This is a genomic window from Rothia nasimurium (genome assembly GCF_928381415.1).
Classification (GTDB): Bacteria; Actinomycetota; Actinomycetes; order Actinomycetales; family Micrococcaceae; genus Rothia; species Rothia nasimurium_H.
In genome coordinates this window covers 324,951-346,225 of the sequence record NZ_CAKMSF010000001.1, presented here as the reverse complement: position 1 = coordinate 346,225, position 21,275 = coordinate 324,951, and the positions used below count along the sequence as shown (strand labels likewise).

General features: G+C 61.3%; 20 protein-coding genes and 2 tRNA genes. 7 read left to right on the top strand and 15 right to left on the bottom strand.

The window, feature by feature from the left end; all coding sequences use genetic code 11:
* Window positions 1-262: 262 nt before the first annotated feature.
* The 7 genes from upp to L7A20_RS01605 form a co-directional block, all read right to left on the bottom strand.
* Window positions 263-901: a uracil phosphoribosyltransferase gene (gene upp / locus L7A20_RS01635; protein WP_237207283.1), complete on the bottom strand. Its 639-nt coding sequence runs from the start codon at window positions 899-901 to the stop codon at window positions 263-265.
* 276 nt (window positions 902-1,177) lie between these two features.
* A tRNA-Ser gene (locus L7A20_RS01630) sits at window positions 1,178-1,268 on the bottom strand.
* Window positions 1,269-1,333: 65 nt separating this feature from the next.
* Window positions 1,334-1,987: a TetR/AcrR family transcriptional regulator gene (locus L7A20_RS01625; protein ID WP_237200000.1), complete on the bottom strand. Its 654-nt coding sequence runs from the start codon at window positions 1,985-1,987 to the stop codon at window positions 1,334-1,336.
* A 109-nt stretch (window positions 1,988-2,096) separates the two neighbouring features.
* Entirely contained in the window at window positions 2,097-2,582 is a 486-nt protein-coding gene (gene tadA, locus L7A20_RS01620; RefSeq protein WP_237185205.1) for a tRNA adenosine(34) deaminase TadA, read from the bottom strand.
* 18 nt (window positions 2,583-2,600) lie between these two features.
* A complete protein-coding gene (locus L7A20_RS01615) occupies window positions 2,601-4,820 on the bottom strand; it encodes a RecQ family ATP-dependent DNA helicase (protein ID WP_237222164.1) in 2,220 nt (739 codons plus the stop codon).
* Window positions 4,820-5,560 carry a hypothetical protein gene (locus L7A20_RS01610; protein WP_237222163.1) on the bottom strand — a complete coding sequence of 247 codons (741 nt, stop codon included), beginning with the start codon at window positions 5,558-5,560 and terminating at the stop codon, window positions 4,820-4,822. Before L7A20_RS01610 ends, L7A20_RS01615 begins: the two co-directional genes overlap by 1 nt.
* A gap of 72 nt (window positions 5,561-5,632) precedes the next feature.
* A complete protein-coding gene (locus L7A20_RS01605; protein WP_237222162.1) occupies window positions 5,633-6,139 on the bottom strand; it encodes an asparaginase domain-containing protein in 507 nt (168 codons plus the stop codon).
* 288 nt (window positions 6,140-6,427) lie between these two features.
* Between L7A20_RS01605 and L7A20_RS01600 the strand changes: the two genes are divergently transcribed.
* Window positions 6,428-7,267, top strand: coding sequence for a sulfurtransferase (locus tag L7A20_RS01600; RefSeq protein WP_237222161.1), 840 nt, complete (start codon window positions 6,428-6,430; stop codon window positions 7,265-7,267).
* Window positions 7,268-7,361: 94 nt separating this feature from the next.
* On the opposite strand, the gene L7A20_RS01595 is transcribed toward L7A20_RS01600, so the two are convergent.
* From L7A20_RS01595 to L7A20_RS01565, 7 genes are all read right to left on the bottom strand, one after another.
* Entirely contained in the window at window positions 7,362-8,273 is a 912-nt protein-coding gene (locus L7A20_RS01595; RefSeq protein ID WP_237222160.1) for a 3-hydroxyacyl-CoA dehydrogenase, read from the bottom strand.
* Window positions 8,274-10,572: 2,299 nt separating this feature from the next.
* Entirely contained in the window at window positions 10,573-13,188 is a 2,616-nt protein-coding gene (locus tag L7A20_RS01590) for a phage/plasmid primase, P4 family (RefSeq protein WP_237222159.1), read from the bottom strand.
* 355 nt (window positions 13,189-13,543) lie between these two features.
* Complete coding sequence (locus L7A20_RS01585) at window positions 13,544-13,915, bottom strand: hypothetical protein (RefSeq protein ID WP_237222158.1); 372 nt, start codon at window positions 13,913-13,915, stop codon at window positions 13,544-13,546.
* The gene (locus L7A20_RS01580; protein ID WP_237222157.1) at window positions 13,902-14,384 is read right to left on the bottom strand and encodes a hypothetical protein; all 483 of its coding nucleotides are present in this window, start codon (window positions 14,382-14,384) and stop codon (window positions 13,902-13,904) included. The genes L7A20_RS01585 and L7A20_RS01580 overlap by 14 nt, the downstream gene beginning before the upstream one ends.
* A 350-nt stretch (window positions 14,385-14,734) precedes the next feature.
* Window positions 14,735-15,019, bottom strand: coding sequence for a hypothetical protein (locus L7A20_RS01575; RefSeq protein WP_237222156.1), 285 nt, complete (start codon window positions 15,017-15,019; stop codon window positions 14,735-14,737).
* 24 nt (window positions 15,020-15,043) lie between these two features.
* Entirely contained in the window at window positions 15,044-15,301 is a 258-nt protein-coding gene (locus tag L7A20_RS01570) for a hypothetical protein (RefSeq protein WP_237222155.1), read from the bottom strand.
* A gap of 28 nt (window positions 15,302-15,329) precedes the next feature.
* The gene (locus L7A20_RS01565; RefSeq protein WP_237222154.1) at window positions 15,330-15,542 is read right to left on the bottom strand and encodes a helix-turn-helix transcriptional regulator; all 213 of its coding nucleotides are present in this window, start codon (window positions 15,540-15,542) and stop codon (window positions 15,330-15,332) included.
* Window positions 15,543-15,677: 135 nt separating this feature from the next.
* Between L7A20_RS01565 and L7A20_RS01560 the strand changes: the two genes are divergently transcribed.
* Window positions 15,678-16,244, top strand: coding sequence for a helix-turn-helix domain-containing protein (locus tag L7A20_RS01560; protein WP_237222153.1), 567 nt, complete (start codon window positions 15,678-15,680; stop codon window positions 16,242-16,244).
* A gap of 2 nt (window positions 16,245-16,246) precedes the next feature.
* On the top strand, window positions 16,247-17,407 hold the full coding sequence (locus L7A20_RS01555) for a tyrosine-type recombinase/integrase (RefSeq protein WP_237222152.1): 1,161 nt from the start codon (window positions 16,247-16,249) through the stop codon (window positions 17,405-17,407).
* Between the two features lie 92 nt (window positions 17,408-17,499).
* Here the strand turns inward: L7A20_RS01555 and L7A20_RS01550 are convergent.
* A tRNA-Lys gene (locus tag L7A20_RS01550) sits at window positions 17,500-17,572 on the bottom strand.
* Window positions 17,573-17,797: 225 nt separating this feature from the next.
* On the opposite strand from L7A20_RS01550, the gene L7A20_RS01545 reads away from it, so the two are divergent.
* The 4 genes from L7A20_RS01545 to L7A20_RS01530 all read left to right on the top strand — a co-directional run bounded on the left by L7A20_RS01545 (window position 17,798) and on the right by L7A20_RS01530 (window position 21,158).
* Window positions 17,798-18,433 carry an ABC transporter permease gene (locus L7A20_RS01545; protein ID WP_336603561.1) on the top strand — a complete coding sequence of 212 codons (636 nt, stop codon included), beginning with the start codon at window positions 17,798-17,800 and terminating at the stop codon, window positions 18,431-18,433.
* A gap of 39 nt (window positions 18,434-18,472) precedes the next feature.
* The gene (locus L7A20_RS01540) at window positions 18,473-19,183 is read left to right on the top strand and encodes a hypothetical protein (protein ID WP_237222151.1); all 711 of its coding nucleotides are present in this window, start codon (window positions 18,473-18,475) and stop codon (window positions 19,181-19,183) included.
* 347 nt (window positions 19,184-19,530) lie between these two features.
* Window positions 19,531-20,148: a DUF47 domain-containing protein gene (locus L7A20_RS01535; RefSeq protein WP_237222150.1), complete on the top strand. Its 618-nt coding sequence runs from the start codon at window positions 19,531-19,533 to the stop codon at window positions 20,146-20,148.
* Window positions 20,148-21,158, top strand: coding sequence for an inorganic phosphate transporter (locus tag L7A20_RS01530; protein WP_237222149.1), 1,011 nt, complete (start codon window positions 20,148-20,150; stop codon window positions 21,156-21,158). Before L7A20_RS01535 ends, L7A20_RS01530 begins: the two co-directional genes overlap by 1 nt.
* The last annotated feature ends 117 nt before the right edge of the window (window positions 21,159-21,275 follow it).

Genomic DNA, 21,275 nt, shown 5'->3' with positions numbered 1-21,275 from the left:
CCCCACGGCATACTTTTACACCCTAGATTCTAAATAAAGCCTTGACACCCCCGGTTTTCTGCATATTTTTACCTAGCGAAAAAACCAGACAGCTAGAACGCCTGAAACTCAAATGTCAATACCTTTTTGTGGCCAAATCTCACCATGCAATATATTTGCCATCACGTACCGGGCCCGCAGCAGGCGTCCGCCCCTACAAAAACAGGGGCAGCCCGCCACCTGGCGAGCTACCCCTAGGCTAAAGGCAGTGAGCTAAAAATCCCTACTCAGCGACCCCGTAGAGGCGGTCACCGGCATCGCCCAGACCGGGCACAATGTAGGCCTTCTCATTGAGGCGCTCGTCCTGGGCGGCCAGGAAAAGGTCGACGTTCTCAAGGCCGTCAACGCCCTTCTCAAGGGCCTCAATACCCTCAGGGGCACCCAGTACGCATACGCAGGTGATGTGCTCAGCGCCGCGAGCGCGCAGGAACTTGATGGACTCAATCAGGGTGCCGCCAGTGGCCAGCATGGGGTCCAGCACATAGACCTGACGGCCGGTGAGATCCTCGGGGAGACGCTCGGCATAGGTGACGATATCCAGGGTTTCCTCGTTGCGAGCCATACCCAGGAAGCCCACCTCAGCGGTAGGAATAAGGCGGGTCATGCCCTCTAGCATGCCCAGACCGGCGCGCAGGATCGGCACGATCAGGGGGCGGGGGTTGGCAATGTGCGAGCCGACGGTGGTAGCAACCGGGGTTTCAACTTCGCGGGGCTCAACGCGAATCTCGCGGGTAGCCTCGTAGGCCAGCAGAGTGACGAGCTCGTCAACAAGCTGGCGGAAAATCGGGGAGGGGGTGTTCTTATCGCGAAGAACGGTAATTTTGTGGTCAACCAGGGGGTGGTCCAGAACTTTAATACGCATAGTTAAAAGCTACCATTGGGCGCCAGTCCGTAAAGAGTTGCCAGCCAACACTGTGTTCACGAGCGCTACATGTTGCGGTGACTCCCAAATGTGGCGGTGGCACTGCCACATATGACGGTCGGTGCCACAGTTAGGTATAGAGGTGGAGGGCAAACGAGTATCACACGGGTATCACCGCTTGACAGGTTTATGTCAGATTTTTGTCACGGAGCCTCATTTAGGCATGAAAAAACCCGTTCCCCCTAGCTCTGACTAGGTGAAACGGGTTTTTACCTGTGGCGGTGACGGAGGGATTTGAACCCTCGGTACGGGGTTACCGTACACAACATTTCGAGTGTTGCACCTTCGGCCGCTCGGACACGTCACCAAACTCTGGAAATTTTACCCTAGATACCCCGGTCACTCAACTCAACGAGGCTTGCGGGCGGGGTTCTAGCCCTGGATATACCCGTCGATAGTGAGCATGGCGAGCTCGGCTCCCTCTTCGGGGGTGCGTTCTGCGCCGTGGCGGGTTTCATCCATGGAGAGCATAAAAACAGCACCAAAGATAATGAGGGAAACCCCCTCAATGGAACGGTCTGTGCGCACGGTGTAGCGGGTAGCCAGACGGCTAATGAGCTCGCGGATAAAGCGCATAATATCGGCACGGATCAGGTCGGTAGTGGGCGACCAGTCCGCACCGGCCCGCCAGAGTTCAGAGACCCACAGGCGGGCGAAGCCGGGGTGCTCACTCAGATAGATAATGGCGGCGTGCAGGGCACTCCGCAGGGCTTCTCGCGGGTCGTCATGCTTACTGGCGACCGTGGTCATCTCGGCCAGCAGCAGCTTGGCACCGTACTGCAGGAGCTGGTCGATCATGGTCTTCTTCGACCCAAAGTTGTAGTAGACCGTGCCCTTTGAGACTCCGGCGCGTTCAGCAATGTCTTCTACGGTAGTCGCGGTGGGGCCGCCTTCGCTCATGATGTCCATGGCGGCCTCAAAGAGTTTGAGCTGGGTCTTATTTGTGCGCCCGGGGCGGCGTGTGCTCGCCTCAACCACCGGCGTTTGGTGCGCATAGACGACCGCTTCTACCTGTTGCGTGGTCACACCTTCCCCTTACCGTATTTGAAAAAATAATGTTTCTTTTTCAAAGATACATGATTGTGGGGCGGCTGTGCAGTTTTCTGCGGGGCGTTTTAGGGCAGCCCCTCCTCTACTAGCGATGTTTTCTAAAGAAAGTAGTCAGCAGCTCGGCGCATTCGCTCTCAAGCACCCCGGGGTAGACCTCTACCCAGTGGTTGACCTTGCGGTCACGCAGCACGTCGTAGACGCTCCCGGCAGCCCCTGTTTTTTCTTCCCAGGCCCCCATCACCACGGTGGGCAGGCGGGCCAGCAGGATAGCCCCGGCGCACATGAGGCAGGGTTCGAGGGTGACGACCAGGGTGCAGCTCTCTAGCCGCCAGCTCCCCAGGTGTTCGGCGGCCTGCCGAATGGCGATCACTTCGGCGTGGGCGGTGGGGTCGGCATCGGCCTCGCGCCGATTGTAGCCGCGCCCGATGACCTGCCCGCTGGCGTCCACAACCACCGCGCCAATGGGCACATCGTCGCTGGCTAGGGCCAGCTTTGCCTGGTCGATGGCCTGGCGCATGAGGGCTTCGTGCTGTAGGTTGCGCGGACGCGTGGGCAGGGCGGATCGGGGCATGGTTCCTTCGGCGCGTACTTAGTTGGTAAGGGCCAGGGCGTAGGGCAGGACGGCGGTCGCACCGGCTGCCCGCAAGGTACGGGCGGTGACGGTGGTTGACCAGCGAGAGTCAATTCTATCGGTGACGACGAGAACCGGGCCCGGGTTGGTCGCCAGATAGTCGGCCGCCGCCGGTGGTAGGCGGTAGGCGTTCAGCACCCCGGCACAGCGGAAGACGCTGTTACCGCCGAAGTGGGCGGGGGCGTCCGCTAACTCGAAGTCGCCTAGATTGACCAAGCGTCCGGCGGAGGCAATACCGCGAGCCAGCGACGAAGCGAGTTGCGGACGCACCGGCGAGGGTAGACCGATGACGGCAGCCGGGCGCTCTGCCCAGCCCCATTCGGCCAGTACCTGCAGGCTGGCCCTGCCCAGGTCGGTGGGGACGGGGCCGTCCACGGGCTGCCCGTCGGGTCCGGGGGCGAAAATCTCGCGCAGGCGGTTGCCCCAGCCCAGGTCGGTGAGGCGGGCGAGCGCTCTGCCCTCGCTAGCGCGTTCAGCCTCAGCGATCTTGCCGCGCAGGGGTTTGCCGGTGCCCGCGTGCACGGCGTGAGGTACCAACCGGTCGAGGCCCGTGGGCCACATGCCGCGCGGCTCAATGGGTACGCCCACGCGGGCGAGGGCTGAGCCGGCCTGCTCGGTGAGGGCCGGGTTGAAGCCGGTGGGGTACCAGGGGCCGGCGCACACGTCGCAGATGCCGCAGGGGCGGGCTGTGGTGTCGTCTAGTTCGCTGGCGAGGAAGACCATGCGGCAGGTGTTGGTGTGCTGGTAGGCCAGCATGGCGTCCTGTTCGCGCTGGCGGGCCTGGCGTACCCGGGCGTAGCGCGGGGCGTCATAGTGCCAAGGGTTACCGGTGGCTACCCAGCCGCGGGAGCCGCGTTCCACGGCACCTTCTACAGCCAGGACTTTGAGAAGCAAATCCAGCGAAGATCGCTTCACATCTACCCGGGTTTCAAGCGCGGGTACGGTGAGTTCTTGCCCTGCGGCGGTGGCCTCGGCCAGGGCTGCCAGGACAGCCCCGGTGTTCTCTTCGGTGGGCATGGAGGCGGTGGCGAAGTAGTCCCAGATTTCCCTATCTTCACTGCCGGGCAGCAGGAGCACATCGGCCTTGATAGCGCCACGACCGGCTCGGCCCACCTGCTGGTAGTAGGCTACAGCGCTGGAGGGCGCCCCAAGGTGCACCACAAACCCCAGGTCAGGCTTATCGAAGCCCATTCCCAGGGCGCTGGTAGCGACCAGGGCTTTAACCCGGTTTTCTTTCAGGGCGCTTTCGGCCTCGCGCCGTTCATCGGGGTCGGTTTTACCGGTGTAGGCCAGCACCTCGTAGCCAGAGGCCCGTAGGGCTGTGGCGGTGTCTTCGGCCGCCGAAACGGTCAGGGTGTAGACAATGCCAGAGCCCGGCAGGCTGCCAAGGTGGGTGGCTAGCCAGCCCAGGCGGTCGCTGGCGGTAGGTAGGGTAAGGACGCCCAGACGCAGCGAGTCGCGGGACAGCGGGCCCCGCAAAATAAAGACTTCATCAGCGGAGCCCGCACTACCCTGCTGCCGGGTGCCGAGCTGCTCGGCGACGTCCTGCACCACCCGCTCGTTAGCGGTTGCGGTGGTAGCCAGCACGGGGACGCCGGTGGGCAGGGCCGCAATCAGGTCGCGGATGCGGCGGTAGTCGGGGCGGAAGTCGTGGCCCCAGTCGGAGATGCAGTGAGCTTCGTCGATGACCAGCAGGCCACAGGTGCGTACCAGCTCGGGGAGCCAGTCTGAGCGGAAGGTCGGGTTGTTGAGCCGCTCAGGGCCCACCAACAGAACATCGAGCTCACCGGCAGCGAGCTGGGCGCGCACGGCGTCCCACTCGGTCACGTTCGATGAGTTGACCATAGCTGCCCGCACCCCGGCACGGGCAGCGGCCTCTACCTGGTCGCGCATGAGGGCCAGCAGGGGCGAGACGATGAGGGCGGGCCCGCTCCCCCGCCTGCGCAGGAGCAGGGCGGAGAGGAAGTAGACCGCCGACTTACCCCAGCCAGTTCGCTGGATTACCAGGGCCCGGCGGCGCTGCTGCACCAGGGCCTCAATGGCCTCAAACTGGCCGGGATGGAAGGCGGCGGCCGGGTTGCCGGTCAGGCGGGCAAGGAGCTCGGTAGCCTCGGCCCGCAGGCTCCCGGGCGAAAGGACGCCGCCCGCCACCGGGTCTGGCTGTTGGGGCAGGGGCACTAGCGCTGGCCCCGGTCAGCACCCAGGTAGGCCTGCTGCAGCTTCCACTGCTGGTAGGCCTTGATCTGACGCATGTAGGTTGAGACGGGGTTCTTCCAGACGAAGACCAAAAAGACGATAGCGAGAACACCCGCGAGCAGGTCTACCAGCATGGTCCAGTGGAAGATCAGAAGCAGGGTCAGTGCACCCATGAGCAGGTTGAGAATCTGGAAGCTCGCTACGACGGTCAGCACGATACGGGCCCAGTTGTGACCCTTGTTCATCATGATGGTGAAGAAGACGAGCAGGGCTGACCAGATCAGGCCAAAGACCAAGCCCACGATAAGCCCAGCGGTGGCAAAGCCGGTGTCTGCGGTCATTGCAATCTCGGCCTCTGCCGCTGCCAAGTCTTCTTCGCTCATGAGACCGCTGAAGAGGGAGAGGATGCTGTTGCTCGTTGCCTGCTGAATCTCCTGGTAGAAGATAGTGCCCAGAATAGACCCCAGAACGCCCAGTCCAATCATCACGTACATGATGAGGCTGGCAGTTTTGAGGGCCTGCGGGCGTTCGGGAGCGTCCATATGGGCGGGCAAGCCCTGACCGTAGGCCTGGGCGTAGCCCGCGTAGGCTCCCTGCTCGTTGTAGTGGCCGCCCTGCTGGGTTGCCGAATAGGACGGCGGCTGGGTCTGATTAGGGTAGGCAGGGGGCTGCTGGGGCTGGTAGTTGCCGGTGGTCTTGTCGTTGCCGGGGTGCTGGCTCACGGGGTCCTCCTGGTCAGTGGGTGGTAGGTACTTGCTTTAAGCCTACCGACCTATTGCCCGGCTCACCAGGGTTTACGCGATTTCGAAGATACCGCGGGCGCGGTCTTTCTTGACGGCTGAGGCGGGGAAGATACGGCCGCTCATTGAGATGTAGACGCCGGGGTCGAGCAGGTTGAGGGCGGCTATGGCTGCCCCCAGGTTGAAGCTGGCGTCGGACTTCCGCATAGACGCCGGCTGCATGGCCCCGGTGAGCACAACTACCTTGTTGCCGAGGGTGGCGTTGGCTTCGAGGTAGCGGGCGGTTTCGGGCATGGTGTCGGTGCCGTGGGTGATGATGATGCGGTCGTTCTGTACGGCGTTGAGGGCCTCGGTCAGCACGGCGCGGTCGGCATCAACCATGTCGAGGCTGTCGAGCTTGAGCACGCTTTGAACCTCAAAAGCGGTGTCGGTGAGTACGTAGCTGAGCAGCTCGGGTACTGAGGGTTCGCCGATTTCCAGTTCACCGGCGACGGAGTAGACCTTGTCGAAGGTGCCACCGGTGGTCAGGATAGTAACGGTTTCTGCGTTGTTGATGGGCATGGCTTCCTTGAGGGGTTGGGGTACTTGTTTCTAAGTCTAGTGGAGGGGCAAACGGACGCCGGGGGCCAGCTCAGTGGGCGAAACGGTAGCTCAGCACCCCACAACTTTCACCAATAGCGAACAGGGCCCGTGCGAGGGTGCCGCCCAGCCCCAAGCTCCGGTTGCCCGGCTAGTTGCGCCCCGGCGTCCTTGCCTTTGATACGGTAGGACGCCGGGGCGCAGCCTTTCACAGGTAGCTGCCACGTCAGTAGCATGGGAGGGTAACAACACCTCATTGAAAGGCTAATCATGCCCGAAACTTCCGCTCTTCACCTGCGCTTTCCCATCGTGGGAGCCCAGTGGCTCTCAGCTAACATCGCCGCCCCTAACCTGGTGATTCTGGACGCCTCAGTGGGCGAGTTCGCCGGGGCAAGCACGGGCATACCCGGTGCCCGCCGCTTCGATATTGACGGAGAGTTCAGCGCGCCCGAAGGGGTACACACCATGCTGGGTGCTGAGGACTTTGAAGCTCAGGTACGCGCCCTGGGTATCAGCAAGGACGCCGCCATCGTGGTCTACGACCGCCAGGGCATGTTTTCTGCCGCTCGCGGCTGGTTTATGTTTGTGGCCATGGGGCACGACAACGTGGCCGTCCTTGACGGTGGCCTGCCCGCCTGGGAGGCAGCCGGGTTCAGCCAGCTCCCTCTCAACGAGGGGCCCTTCGTGCCCGGCTCCTTTGTGGCTGAGGATCGCGGACTCTTTGTGGACGCCCTGACCACCAAGGCCTTAGCTGAACGCCCGGATGCCGCCGTCATTGACGCCCGCAGCGCCGAACGCTTTGCCGGCACTGCCCCCGAACCCCGCCCGGGTCTGCGGGCTGGCCATATTCCCGGCTCCGTCAACCTGCCCTTCACCTCCCTGCTCGATGAGCAGGGGCGCTTCCGCGCCCCCGAAGAAGTCAAGGCAGCCGTGGATGCGGTGGCAGGGGATGCTGAAACCCTGATTTTCTCCTGCGGCTCCGGCGTGACCGCCTGCATTGACGCCCTCGCAGCCTATGTATCGGGCTATACCGAGCTGGCTGTCTACGACGGCTCCTGGGCTGAATGGGGCGCAGAGGACCCTGCCGGTCTGCGCCCCGTTGAACGCTAACCGCATGGTCAACTGAATCCAACACTGAAAGCTGCCCGGGAGATCCTGTGTCAGGATCTCCCGGGCAGTTTGTGCAGAGGAGAGGGATTTGAGGTTACTGACCGAAGTTTTCAGTCCAGTAGTCGTTGGCGCCGGTGATGTTGCCGTCCTCGTCGTAGAGGTAGAAACCCTTGCGGTCGGCAACGCCACTGAAGCCAGCTTCGAGAGCTTCCTTGAGCTTGGCACCGAACTCGCGCACGGTCTCGTCGTCACTTGCTGAGGCAATATGGGAGGCGACGTTGAAGCCTACAGTGTCGTAGGCGGCGAAGGGACCGGACTTGGTACCGGTGGCGATGGTCCATGCCTTATCAATTTCCTCGGGGGTGCCTACGCCATTGACGTAGAGCTTTGCACCAGCATCGAGCCAGGGAATGAGCAGGGAGTTCAGCAGGTAGCCGGGCTGCTCCTTGCGGACGTGGACGGGAACCATGCCGGTTTCTTCGGCGTAGCGGATGGCGTCCTTGATGTTCTCTTCGTCGGTCTTGGCGGTGCCCATAATCTCTGCGGTGTTGCGGATCCAGACGCGGTTGGCGTAGTGGATAGCCAGGAAGCGGTCGGTGTGGCCGCTGGCGTCTGCAAAGTCAGAGGGCAGCAGGGACGAGGTGTTGGTGGCAAGCAGGGTGCGCTCGTCAGCCAGCTCCCCTACCTTAGCCCAGGTTTCGCGCTTGAGGTCGAGGTTTTCGGGCACAGCCTCGATGACGATATCAACGTCGCCGACCGCTTCTTTGAGGTCACTGGTGGGGACGATGCGGGCGATGGCTTCGTCGAATTTTTCGGGGGTGTAGTCAGGAAGGTCTTGTTCGTAGCCCTGGCGGATCCAGGCCCAGCGGTCGGTTAGTTTTTCGAGGGCTTCGGGGAAGGCGTCGTAGGCAAATACCTTCTTGCCGTGCCAGGCTGCCTGCATGATGATTTGAGACCCCAGGACGCCGGTACCCAGAACAGCTACGGTCTTGAATTCGCGTGACATGGTCATCTTCTCCTTCGAAGTTGCATTTCATTGATGTAATAAATACTACGCCTACTTATTCCGAAAGGGAAGCTTTACAGGGAAAATATTAAGAAGTGTGTCGGGCACTATCGAACACAGATTGCCACCAGCCCCACGGATGAAAAGTTTTCGCTTTGGTTGCCTCCAGAAACCTAAACAAGGATTCACTGCGCATGCTGGTTACTTTGCTAAAACAGTAACCCCGGCGATGTGCAAAGAGCAGGGATCGTTCCGGGGTTTTCACTCTTCAGTGTAATACTAGGAACCATGGGAGACACTTTTCTGCCTATAACCCTGTCAAACGATGGCTTCAGGAAAAAATAAAACCCCGCTAGTTCCTTGTAAACATAGGGAACCAACGGGGCTATACGATGTGCGCCCTGTGGGGCTCGAACCCACGACCCACGGAATGTAAGTTCTGCATTTCACCTAGTGACACCTATTACTCTCTAAAAACATTCTGACAAGGCAAAACAACGAGCCCAGCAACTTTTATTACCATCTGAATACCCTCTATTTACCGTTGAATTTCGAGAGTTTATCGAGACCTGTTAGCCCCACACCCCACACAGGACAGCAGGGAGAGGGACGCCGCCCGTATGCGCTCGCAGGGCACCACAACACCCCCGGGGCGCTGTGTGCTCTTCTGCGGGGCTGGAATAGGCGGGGCGACTCATTCTCCCGTAGGTGCTGTGTTCGGGGCTGTGGGGGTTAATTCTGGCTCATAGGCGGGGGCGCTGGGGCCAGTGCCGGGGTATGGGTAAAGTTGAGACATGGCAGGTGCTACCCTCTGCAACCTTGAAATAACAGGGCGGTCTCACACGAGGAGACCTAGAAGCAGCCGGAGGTGGGGCACCTGCTTTTTTGTTACCGGATTCCTGAAGTGATTGTGAGACACGATTAGAACCGCTGTGGCGTGCTGAGATGGCAACGCGAGACTGTGAGACGCGTTAGAAACCCCTGCGAGGGGAAGTGACTATACCCGAAGGGGGTCACACCCCTATGGGGGGGCACCTCCCCCGGGGTAGGGGTTTAGCGCTGGTGCTGTTGTACTGCTGGCAGGAGATAGAGCAGAACGGGGGCCGGGGCTGTCCTCTGCTAGGAGGTCAGCACAGACCGGGCAAGTATCAAGACGGGCAGCTGCAGGGGCGGCGACCGCGGCGCGGTCACTATCGGTCAGTTGGATAGCAGCAGGGGACTCTAGGACGTCCTAGCCCCTGCCTAACCCCTACCCCTTGGCGCTGTGCGCTCTTCTGCGGGGCTGGAATAGGCCAGGGTGCCCAATCACCACACAGGCCACACGCGGGGCTGTGGGGCACGCTCCCGGGGGCAGAGGGGGCACACCTAGCCCACCCCGGCGGGGTATCAACCGTTTCGATTTCCACCACAGTTGCCCAAAGGGCGCGAGCACGCCGGGACGCCGTCACACGCTGCAGGGTGGGAGGTGCAGGGACAGCAGAGGGGCGGACGCCGTGGGAGGGCGAGCAGGGCGCGGGGCTAGAGATCTAGGTTCATCAGCAGAGGACGCCACGGGGTAGGTAAATCGCTACCCGCTGGTGGTGCATGGGGTTGCCCGCTTTAAGGGTGGTGCATGGGGCTGGTGGGGGCGCTCGCTGGGGGTGGGGTGAACTGCCGGGGTAATCGCGGTGGTTGGTGGTGGGTGTTGGTCAGTTGCCGGGGTGATCCTGGCGGCTGGTGTGGTGGGGTTGGTCGAGGGTTTGGCAGTAGTGGCAGCAGTAGGGGGTGTTGGTGGTGGGGTCGCCGCAGGTTGTGCAGTCTGTGGGGTGGGTGCTGGTGTTCATGGGGTCAGGGTAGCAAGGGGGGCAGGTGGTTTTTTAGACAGGTTGGGTGGGGTGTTGCGGGCCCCGTGCAGCAGGGGCAGCAAAATGGGGGAGTGTAGGAAGTGACGCTAATTCTGAAAAAGAAGCTCCCATAGGGGTTTTAGGGGTGTTTATACCCCTTTTTTTCTTGAGGGGCGGTTTTTTCATTATTAACGTCACTCGCGTCACTTTTGTGTTCTGACTAGGCAAAAGTAGGGTGACGCAATTTCAAAACTGCGTCACCACTGCGTCACTTCCGTCACCTTTTGCCTACTATTTTTAGACATGCACAAAAGAAAGGGGGCTTACTGGGTGACGCAGTGTGACGGACTAGTGACGCAGTTTCAAAAGTGCGTCACCACCTGCGAGCGCATAAAAAAGAGCCGTTAGGCAGCTCTTCACACTACCTAACGGCTCACCCTAGAATAGACAGGCCACACGGCCCCTTATCTGCTCCCCTAGCTCTCGCCCGGGTAGCTCCACTGATGTTCTAGTAGAAGCTCCACCCCCTCATAAATGCGGGTGCTGTTCGTGCGCCCTAAGACGGCCCCGGCGCTCCTCAACCGGCGCGGATACTCCTGCCTGTGCCACCCCACACCAGAAAGCCCACTATTAGCACAAAACACCTCAAACGCCCGCGACACATCAGACGCCCCCGCACTCGCACCAGCCCTAAACACCAACGCACCAGCCATAAACGCCTCAAACGGGTCAGCAGCCAAAAGATAAGCCCTCGTCTCAGCAGCCACCGCCACCGGCGTCACCAAACGCCCAGCGCTCGCATACTTAACCGCCCCCTCAATAGCCCAAGCCAACACAGCACCACCATGCTCCAACAGCTTCTCCTTCAACAAAGGGTCTTGCTCCCCCGGCGGGATCTGCTCAGTAAAAGGCACCACCCGCATACGACGCCACATACTATGCCCACCACCAGAGGGCAAAGCCGGGCGGTGATTACCAGCCATAAACAAGGTGTGCTGCGGCCGCACCACCTGCCCATTACGGTACAAAGAACGAGTATGCAGCCTATCGCCACCGGTGAGCGTCTTGACCATAGCCTCATTAATCCGGTCGTCCATGTTCACCTCAGACATAACCACCAAACGATGATTAGCGAACTTGCCCAACTCTAGGGCCGTCTCACGCTCGTTACGCTTATGCATGATGGTCGCCGCGTCCACGGTCGTCGCATAGTCCCCCAACACCTCAATCAGCACATCAAAGAACACGCTCTTACCGTTCGCCCCCTGCCCGTAGGCAAAGATGAAAATGTGCTCAACCACCCGCCCTAGCAGGGCCACACCGGCCACCTGCTGCATGAACTCCCGCACCTGCTCGTCCGGTAGTATGCGGGTGATAAACCGCTCCCACTGCTCCCGCCCCGTCGTATCGGTGGGGTCTGCTGTAGTGATCTTAGAGTGCATGTGTGCCGGGTCGTGGGGCAGCACAGCGCCGGTGCGTAGGTTCACCATACCGCCGGGGGTGTTCAGCTCGTAGGGGCGGTTATCAAAGTCAGCGTCTGACACAAGCACCTCTGGCATGTGCGCGGCCATCTTCAACACCGCGTCCATGCTGCGAGCGCCCTGCCACTTACGTTTATCTTTCTTCACGTTGTCCTTATCGTTCTCTCTAATGGTCATGGTCTGCATGTAGCGGGCTCGTATGCCCCCAACGGCCCCGTGTACCCACCGGTTGCCCTCCCAGGTGTGCCAGATGTGCTTGTCGTCCTGATGGGTAGCTCTCACAGAATCGATGTGATGGGCGATGAATACGAGGGCCCCGGCCTGGTCTGTGCCGTCTGCGGTGCCCTGCGCTAGGGATAGGCGGGCTAGGTTGGCTTCTATGGCGCGTACGTCCACCTCTAGGGCCTCTCCGGGCTCCTTTGCGCTCGCGGGCCCCTGCCCCGGGTCAGCAAGACCCGGGGCAGGGGCGGTGCCAGGGGTCTGCTGGTGGTTCTCAAGCTTGCCAGGGGTGAAGAAGCTCAGGACGTCCACACCAGCCACCTGCCCGCCCTGCCCGTACCCGTCACGCCTCAGATCCTTAGCTAGGGCGCTCATAGTCGCCGGGGTGTCATTACCGTGCGACAACACCGCAGCAACCTGCGCCGTCGTGTACGACCTACCGGCCTCAAAGTCCGTGGAGGTGGTGAACACATGCAGCACCTGCGCGCCCTGGTCGCTATGTACCGTGGCGCTTCTACCCTCAATCGGTTTACGTCCGGGGCGGGTCAGCTCCACATGCTCACCTGCCCGGGTGCCACGGGTCAAAGACCACCCCGCCCCCAGCAGCAGCTCAATCATGTCAGTTTTGGCCGCGTAATCATCCAGCGGGCTCACCGAACCCTCACCGGCAGGGCCCGTAAGCGCCACAGGGTGCGAGCGCACAGGGGCCACCGACTCAGCTGGTGCCGGAGGTTCGGTACGGTCAGCATAAAGCCCGCACACAGGGCACACCCCGCGCCCTGTTTTATCTAGCACGTGAAAGAGGGTGCAGTGCAGCAGGGCACGGTCTTCGACGGTGAGCACCGGCGGGGCTGAGAGCCGCCCCACCTCCCTCACCCACGGGTTGCCCGTAGGGTGGTGCTCCCCACCAGTGGGAGCCACGATAGTATAGCCCCGCTCCCCTCTGGTCTCAGCAAGCACCTCATTACTCTCGTTGGCCGCTATCCTGGTGTTGCCCGGCACCGGTGCCCCGGTGAGCCGATAGAACCAGTGATACCCACCAGAGGGCGAGCGCTCAACACAGGTCAGGCGCTCCCACAAGCCCGGGGCAGCAGCTTCTAGAGCCTGTTTGATAAGGGGCAGGGAGGGCACAGCCTTACCCTCAATCTCAGTCATTTCTAGCCCGCCTGAGACGGCACCAGAGACGACAGCTAGACCGGTGAACTGCCCCGGTTTGAACCATGCCCCTAGCTTCGCGACGGTAGGTTGCTGCTGCATGTAGTCCTTCCAAGGCACGCTGGGAGCTTTTTCCCCGGTCTTGATGGGGATAACGGATAGCCCTGCGTGGTGGAGCTCAAAGGCGGTGACGAGGGGTGAGGTGCCGCCACCGGTGGGGGCGGGGGTGGTGTTCATAGGCTGGTCTTTCTTCTAGGGGTGTGGTGGTCTCTAGGGTGTTTTTTGTGTCTGACTTCTTGGTGCAGGTGAGCCGGGAACCGGGTTAAGCCCCGGGCGCCTTTTTTGGTGTCTCTCCCCGCCCAACCTGCTGTAGCCGCCAAGCAAGCGCAGGTGGCGGGGTTCTGCCCACACCCACCTGTTTCGGTCGCCAAACTGTTGCAGGTGGGCGGGGTTCTGCCCCACACCCACCTGCTAGATGTTTTAGCGACTCGTGCAGATAGGCGGGGGCACCCCCCAAAAGAGAGAGGGGAAAACTAACAGGGGAGGGCAGCAGGGCTAACCAGCCACACACCCCCATAACAAACTCAAGGACTCATTCCGTAGCACCCTTACCTAGATCAACAGACCCAGAGCCCTCACTGGCAGCGCTCGCACCCATACGAGCCCGGTTAAGAGCCTCCTGCTCTTCCCCGCGCTTCTTTGCAAACCGCTCGAAGTAAGGGGTCAAAAACTCACGGGTAGCGGCCGCAAGGTGCCGCTTCAACGCTAGAGCCAGTTCATCAGTGCTCGTAGAGTCGTCGAGGTTACTGATGGTCAGGTGAACCGTTGGCTTACCTGCGTTCATCACATACCCGTAGGTGGGCGGGTAGGTAGCCCCCCACTGTTCGCCCTTAACAGCCGTCCAGATTGCTTCTGCGTCGATGGTGCCAACTAGCACCGGCGGGAACTCGTTAGGGGTGCTCATTACTTACCTCCTTTGGTGCTGCGGGCAGGGTGAGCAGCTTATTTAGAGCGGCTACCTGGTGCCGCTGGTACGCCTCACGGCAGTTAGGGCAGATATCCCCCGCTGGTTTCACGGGGCCGGTGGGTAGCTCGTTGTTCTCTGGATCCCACCCGCAGAACCTGGCACCGGTGCCGGTCAGGTAGTGGGTGTACTCCCAGGGGTTAAGGCCCTCAATATGGGCGTACCGTTCCCCAGCGTGGACGCGGGTAAGCCAAGCCTGTAGTTCGTCCGCGAGCGCGACAGCTTCTTCTAGGGTGCCGTCGTGGAGGGAGGCGTCAAAGTAGATCTGTTCGTTCTCTTCGCCGGGGGTGTAGGTGAGTTGGGCGTCAAGGTGGGGCCCGCGCCACCGGTTGGCGTAGTAGAGGACGTCGTCGGGTTTGTCGCCGGTGAGCTTGTGCCAGTTCTCGAGGTTGAGGGGTGCCGGGCTCATACCTACGCCCCCTCTATGGTGGGCAGGGTAGCGTGGAGGGTCTGGCACGCGGGGCAGACGGTTGCGCCCTGGCTTGTGGCGGTGGCGTGGTGGGTGTCCCAGCCCTGCGCGGGGGCCCACTCGCCGCAGAGGGCGGGCCCTGTGGGGTTGTGTATCGGGTAGTAGTGCAGCAGGGGCGCGGTGGGGTCAAAATCTAGGGTTTGACCGGGTTCTAGGTGCCCTGGTGCGGGTGGGGTGCTGGTAGAATTGTGTGGTGAGCGAGGATGGCTCATGAGGAAACCTCGTTTTCTTTTTTCTTTGGTACCCGCCCCCTCTTTTCTTGGTGAGAAGAGAAGGGGGCGGGTGCTTTTTTATGCCCCGGTGGTGGGGTGGTCTGTGGGTAGCGGTGCGGCTTTGAGGGCTGCGCGTATGGGTTCTTCTGCGCTGGTGCCGTGTGCTGCGGTGAGGGTGGTTGCGAGCGCGGTGGTGAGGGCTTGGAGGTAGGCGTCTGTGGGGACGTGGGGGTTATCGGCTATGAGCCGGTTGATGTGGTGCTCTACGGCCTGTGTGGTGTGCCAGTTCATGGGGGTTAGCCCGGTGGTGAATCGGCGGGTGAAGTAGGCGGTGTAGAGGGCGGTTGTGGGGTCTGCTCTCATGCGCTTCTTGCTTGCCCTGCGGGGTTAGACTGCTGCGGTTGTGGTCTTGAAAGTTCCCATGCCGTAGACCTCGACCACTTCCAGGTGGTCGAGAACGAGGTACAGCCCTGCGGGGGCGCAGTTGGCTTTGTAGATGGTGACGTGGGGTGTCTTGGCGTCAGGCATTTGAAGTAGCTGGCAGTAGCGCAGGTCATCTTCTAGGCGGTCGCCGTCCTCGTTCGGTTTAGTCAGTCGGGCACTGAAGCAGGTTCCAAGGGGTAGGTCTGCAACTTGGGTGGTCATTGGTTGTTTTCCTTTCGGTAGGGGGTGGTTAGCGGCGCTCGCGGTGGGCTTCTTCCCAGGCTTCTATGTCTGAGAGTTTGTAGCGGATAAAGCCGCCGATTTTGATCGCTACGGGGTCTAGTCCTTTTGATCTCCAGTTGCGGACGGTGCGCCCTGAGACGCCTAGGCGTTTGGCGAGGTCGTCGATGGTGAAGACTTCTTCGTGTTCGCGTTCGGGGCGGGTGCGGGTTTTGGTGGGCATGTTTTCATTCCTTTGGTTCGTAAACCCCTACACAGGGGTGTGTATGGGTTTAGCATATAGTGATATAGAGAGATTTAGCAAGCCCATGTACTCAAATAGCTACAAAAGGGTACTAGGTGCGCTACCGTTAAGAACATGAGCACCAAAGAAAAAGAAAACACCGTAGGCCAAAACATGCAGCGACTACGCGAAGCCCGCGGCTGGTCACAAAACGAGCTTGCCCGCCGTCTTGTCCAGGCAGGGCTAAAAACCTACACCGCCACAGTCGTCGGGCGCACTGAAAAGGGCGGGCGAACCATGCGCCTAGATGAAGCGCTGGAGGTTGCTCATGCGCTAGGCGTTGACATAACCGCCCTAGTCCAAAAAGACTCAACCCAGGCAACAAATGAACTAGTCAGAACAGTATGCAGAGACCTTGAAGTGCAGTTTACAGAAACGGCTGAAAACATCGTGCCCTACCTGGAGAGCTACGAGCACCTATATCAACTAGGGAAAGACTACCGGGGGCAACATGAGGGGAGGGTGAAGGAAGCCCTCACGAATCTAACCCTATGGATGCTTTTATGCGAGAGCGTCCAGCTACTTGCCCTCAATAACCCTGACATTGAACAGGCAATAGAGGAACGCGGCATAGGCCCTGTGACCACCGAAGTCACCGGCCTACGCCCAGACCTCCACCTACCCCCAGAAAAGACAAACTAACCATGCCACGACCCCGCACACCCCTCGGCTCCCACGGCAAAATAAGCACCCGCACACTCCCCAACGGCACCATAGAAGCCAAAACATGGGTACGCGGCTACGACGGCAAAAACAGACCCGTCACCGCCCGCGACACCACCGCCCCCAAAGCCACCACCAAACTCCGCAACAAACTCGCACAAGCCACCCAACACCACACCAGCCACACCACCGGACAACTCACCCCACACAGCCGACTCACCACCCTGGCAGAACACTGGTGGGAAGACTACAAGAACACCGGCAAAGCCCCCAACACCCTCACCCGCTACCGGTACACCATAGACCGGTACATACTCCCCTACTGCGGCGAACTCACCATACAAGAAGCCACCCCCGGCGTCCTCACCGCCCGCCTAGCAGCCATACGCACCACACACGGACACGCGAGCGCAAAACTAGCCCGCTCCGTCCTCTCAGGCATGTTCAAAACAGCCGTAGCCAACGACTGCACCCACAGAAACCCCGTGCGTGACGTGATCCTACCGGCACAACCCAAAAAGCCCGTAGAAGCCCTCACAGCCACACAGGTCACCCAAATACGCGCCGCCCTCACCGGCGAAGTCGCCGCCGTCGTCGACCTACTCCTAGCCACCGGTTGCCGAATCGGCGAAGCGCTCGCCCTACGCTGGGAAGACGTAGACCTGACCCCCGGGCGTGAATCGGTAAACATCAACGGAACCGTTATCACCGTCCCCGGCGGGGCCGTGCGACAGCCACACACCAAAACCCGCGACAGTATGCGCCGGGTCTTTATCCCTGCTGCGCTGGCCCTGCAGCTGGAGCACCGGCGGGCGCACCACCTGCCAGCGCACGCAACGAGCACCGGGTGGGCTCAGGTGCCCGGGGCGCTGGTGTTCCCCTCAGCTACCGGCGGGCCCGTTGATCCCTCAAACTTCCGTAAACGGCTGCGGGAACAGCTTAGGGCTGGCGGGGTAGATTACCCGGTGCCCCCGCATATCTTCCGCAAGACGGTCGCCACCTTGCTAGCCCGCACCTCGAGCTTGGAGGACGCGAGCGCACAGCTAGGGCACTCGTCGACGGATATTACTGCTGCGTACTATATTCAGCGGCTTTCTGAGGCCCCGAATAATGCGGCTGTGTTGGGTGCTTACTTGGTTTGAATTTCGAGAGTTTATCGAGACTTGCCGGGTTTTTCGACCCTAGAACAAAACCCCGCCCCACTAGTTTTACCTAGTGAGGCGGGGTTTTCTTGTGCGCCCTGTGGGGCTCGAACCCACGACCCACGGATTAAAAGTCCGATGCTCTACCAACTGAGCTAAAGGCGCATCCACTGAGTAAACTCAGCGCCTTCCACTATACACCCCGTGACGCAAAGCTCCAAAAACCCGGCCGCAACAGGCGTCCGCACCGCCGCCGTGCTCTAATAGCTGTGTGACCGCCCTACTGAACAGCCCCCTCACCCACTACGCCGCAGCCCTCCTGCTCTTCGTTGGCCTCACCGCGGCCCTGCGCTCGCTGCCCAAAAGATTCAGCTCCGCTGGTAGCCCTATATCGTTATCCTGCGGGCCTGCCTGCAACTCGCCGTCATCGCCCTCCTGCTACAGGGTATTCTGGCCGCCCCCTGGGCTCTGGTGCTCTTCATCGCCCTGATGCTCACCACCGCCACCATCACCTCCGGCAAGCACAGCAAACAGTTCCACCGGGGCCTGGCAGCAACCGCGCTATCCATCACCCTAGGTGCCCTCCTTGCTGTCCTGCTGATCTTCGCCCTGGGCTTGGTGCCCTACTCCACCCAAAACCTGGTAGCGGTTGCTGGCATCATCATTGGCGGAACCATGACCATCACAACCCTCACAGCACGCAACTTCACCACCCTCACAGCTGCCCGCCAGGGGGAGATTGAGGCCTGGTTAGCCCTGGGAGCTACCGCCCCGGTCGCCTTCCGCGACATCACCAAAGCCGCCATCACCGAGGCCCTTACCCCAGGGCTCGACCAGACCCGTGCTACCGGCCTCGTCACCCTGCCCGGAACTTTCGTCGGCGCCCTCATGGGAGGGGCCTCTCCCCTGCTCGCCGCCCAGCTCCAAATCGCCGTCCTGGCAGGCCAAACCCTGGCAGGAACCATTGCGGCCTTGCTCCTGACCAGCATTATCACCCGCACCCGAGTTTTACCTCTCAGCGCATAGCCTTTCGCTGAGTACCTCAGCAGTTCTACACTGGTAGGCATGCCTTCTGACGCCCGCTTCCACCGCCCCGTCCGCCTCTCTACCGAAAAGTTTGAACGCTACCAGGGGGCTGGCAGCCCAGAAGACCTCGCAACTGCCGCCCAGGCGTCCGCCCGCGCCCTACTAGCCCGCGGACGCGCCAACGAAGACCCCTCCGTCACCAAGCGCCTGGTGCGCTACACCGACGAATTCGGTATAGAAGCCGTCGCCGAACTCTGGTCGCGGGCAGCCCCCGTGACCGTTGCCGGCGCCCTCTGGCGCATCTACGCCCTGCGCGGCGTCATTCGCGCTAATTCTCAGCTCATGAGCCACTACTACGAGCGCGGCATGCACTCCAGCTACCTGGCTCAGGCCCTGGCAGGGGTGCCCTCGCCGCCTACCGCCGACGAAATTTGCACCACCGTTGATGCCATCTTGGCCGGCGCCTACACCGGTGACTTCGACGTGGCCCTCAACCGCTTTGCGGCTTTCTGCCGCGTGCTGGCTTTGGGGCAGGACGACGTCGCCCTGGAGCTGAGGCACGGCCAGCGGGTCTCGCCCAGGGGCGGTCACCCCGATGAGGTGGCCGAGTTACACCGCCCCTCAGCCGAGGTGCGCGACGAGGCCGCTGCGCGGGCCGTCCGCCTGCGAACCGCTGCTCGCAGGCTCACCGGAACCGCGCGCGAGCTCGAAGAAGCAGCCCTCAACTGGCGGGCTGGAACCCTCGACTAAAGACCGCGGCAGCACCTCCCCGGCAGGTAAAACAGCCTGGATCGCCACCCGGGGTTGACACCGCTGACGAACAGGAGAATGATGGATACCAAGATGTCAGGCTGCTAATAGGTAGCCCCGGGCTCCAAATCTTTAGCCGCTTCGAGCGGCCTTCCGCCGAGAGGCGCTCCCAGCCTGACATCGCTAAACTTCATACCGCAGTTGCCGGGCTCCGCCTCCCTTTCCACGAGGCAGGCAGCCCGGCTTTTGCGCCCGCCCGCATTACAGGCGAGCGCCATCCCGTTAACCTTGGCGCGGTACCATAAGCTCAGCACCTGCCCACCGCCCACACCCAGGAGAGCTGGCCCATGCTTCAACGTATGTTCCCCCAAGAGAACACCTCGCTGACCGCCCTAGCCACACTCTCAGAGCAGGTTACAGGTGCTGCAGCCCTGCTCTCAGAAATGGTGGGCTCCCCCGAAGACCGCTACCCGGAACTTCTGGAACGCACCCTCACCCACGAGGCCGCAACCCTCGACATGCTGCACACCACCATGACCGCTGTGCGCAGCTCCTTCTCAACCCCTATTCCCCGCGAAGATATCTACACCTTGGCTGTTTCACTCAACAACGTCGTTGAAAAGCTCACCTCAGCAGCCAACATTCTGCATCTCTACCACATCGTGCGTTTCTCCCCTAAGGCAGCGACCCTGCTCGACCTCATCCAGCGCCAGGCAGTGCTCACCACCGAAATCATCCCCAAACTCAGCACCCTGCGCGACCTGGACGACTACTGGATCACCATGCTCCGCATCACCAAGCAGGCCGTGCGCATTGCCGAAGAATACGATGCAGACATCCAGGACCGCTACAAGCAAACCCGCTACCTGCAGACCACCCGCTTCGTGCACAAGCTCATTGAGGCGTCCGAAGCCATGCGCACCGTCGCCACTGAAATCGGCCGCATCATCGTGCAGGAATCCTAGTGACCCTCACCCTCTTTGCCCTCAGCTGCCTGGCCCTGATTGCCTTCACCTTCGTCACGGGCTTTCACGACGCCCCCAACGCCACCGCCATACCCGTCAAAACCAGGGCACTCACCCCTAAAATAGCCCTGCGCACCAGCGCCCTCTTCAACGCTATCGGCATGGCCATCACGGGTATCATGCTGGGCTCCGTCACCACCCACTGGCTGACTGTGCCCCACAACAACACCGGTCTGGGGCTCATTCTTACAGCCCTCATCTCAGCTATTATCTGGGGCATTATTACCTGGTGGTTCCGCATTCCGTCGTCCTCCACCCACGCCCTCATCGGCGGACTAGCCGGAGCAGCATGGGCCGCACGCTCAACCGATCTAGGCAGCTTCAGCCCCTTCTCTGAGCCCCTTGCCACCTTCCTTTTCGTGCCCCTCGTCCTGGCCCCCATCGTCCTCTTCGTCCTCGCATGGGCAGTAGTCTTCCCCTTCTACGGCCTGCTCCAACGCTCCTACCCCTCCACCGTCAACCGCTTCTCCCGCAGCGTCCTCTCCCTCGCCAACTCGCTGATCTCCCTGATTCACGGCATTCAAACCGGGCAGCGAGCCGTCGTCATCTACGCCGTCTTGTTGCTCTCCGCCGGACTCGAAGTACACCCCACCACCTACATCATCTCCGCCCTCTTCCTAGCCATGGTGCTGGGCTTCGGCACCGCCCGAGGTAGCTCCCGCATCGGCTATACTTTCGCACACCAGATGGTCAAGGTCGACCCCTTCCGTGGGGCCGTTGCACAAAGCTCAACCGCGCTGGCCATGGTGCTCCTGCAGTTCTTCCTCAACACCCCGGTCTCATCCTCCCACCTAGCGGCCTCCGCCGTCCTCGGCTCAGGAGTAAACCAGCGTTTTGCCGCCGTGCGCCACAAAATCGTGCTCCGCATTATCCTGACCTGGTTTATCACCATGCCAGTCTGCTTCGTCCTCTCTGCAATCCTCTTCCTAGCGCTCTCCCCCCTGCTGTAGCGCTCCCACCGCAAACAATGCGAGACTAGACTGTATATAAGAAACCACTCGCACCACCTCAAAGCTGCCCACCAGGCATGGGCACTCAGGGCGCTCCCCGTAGCGCGCCCAGGCTTT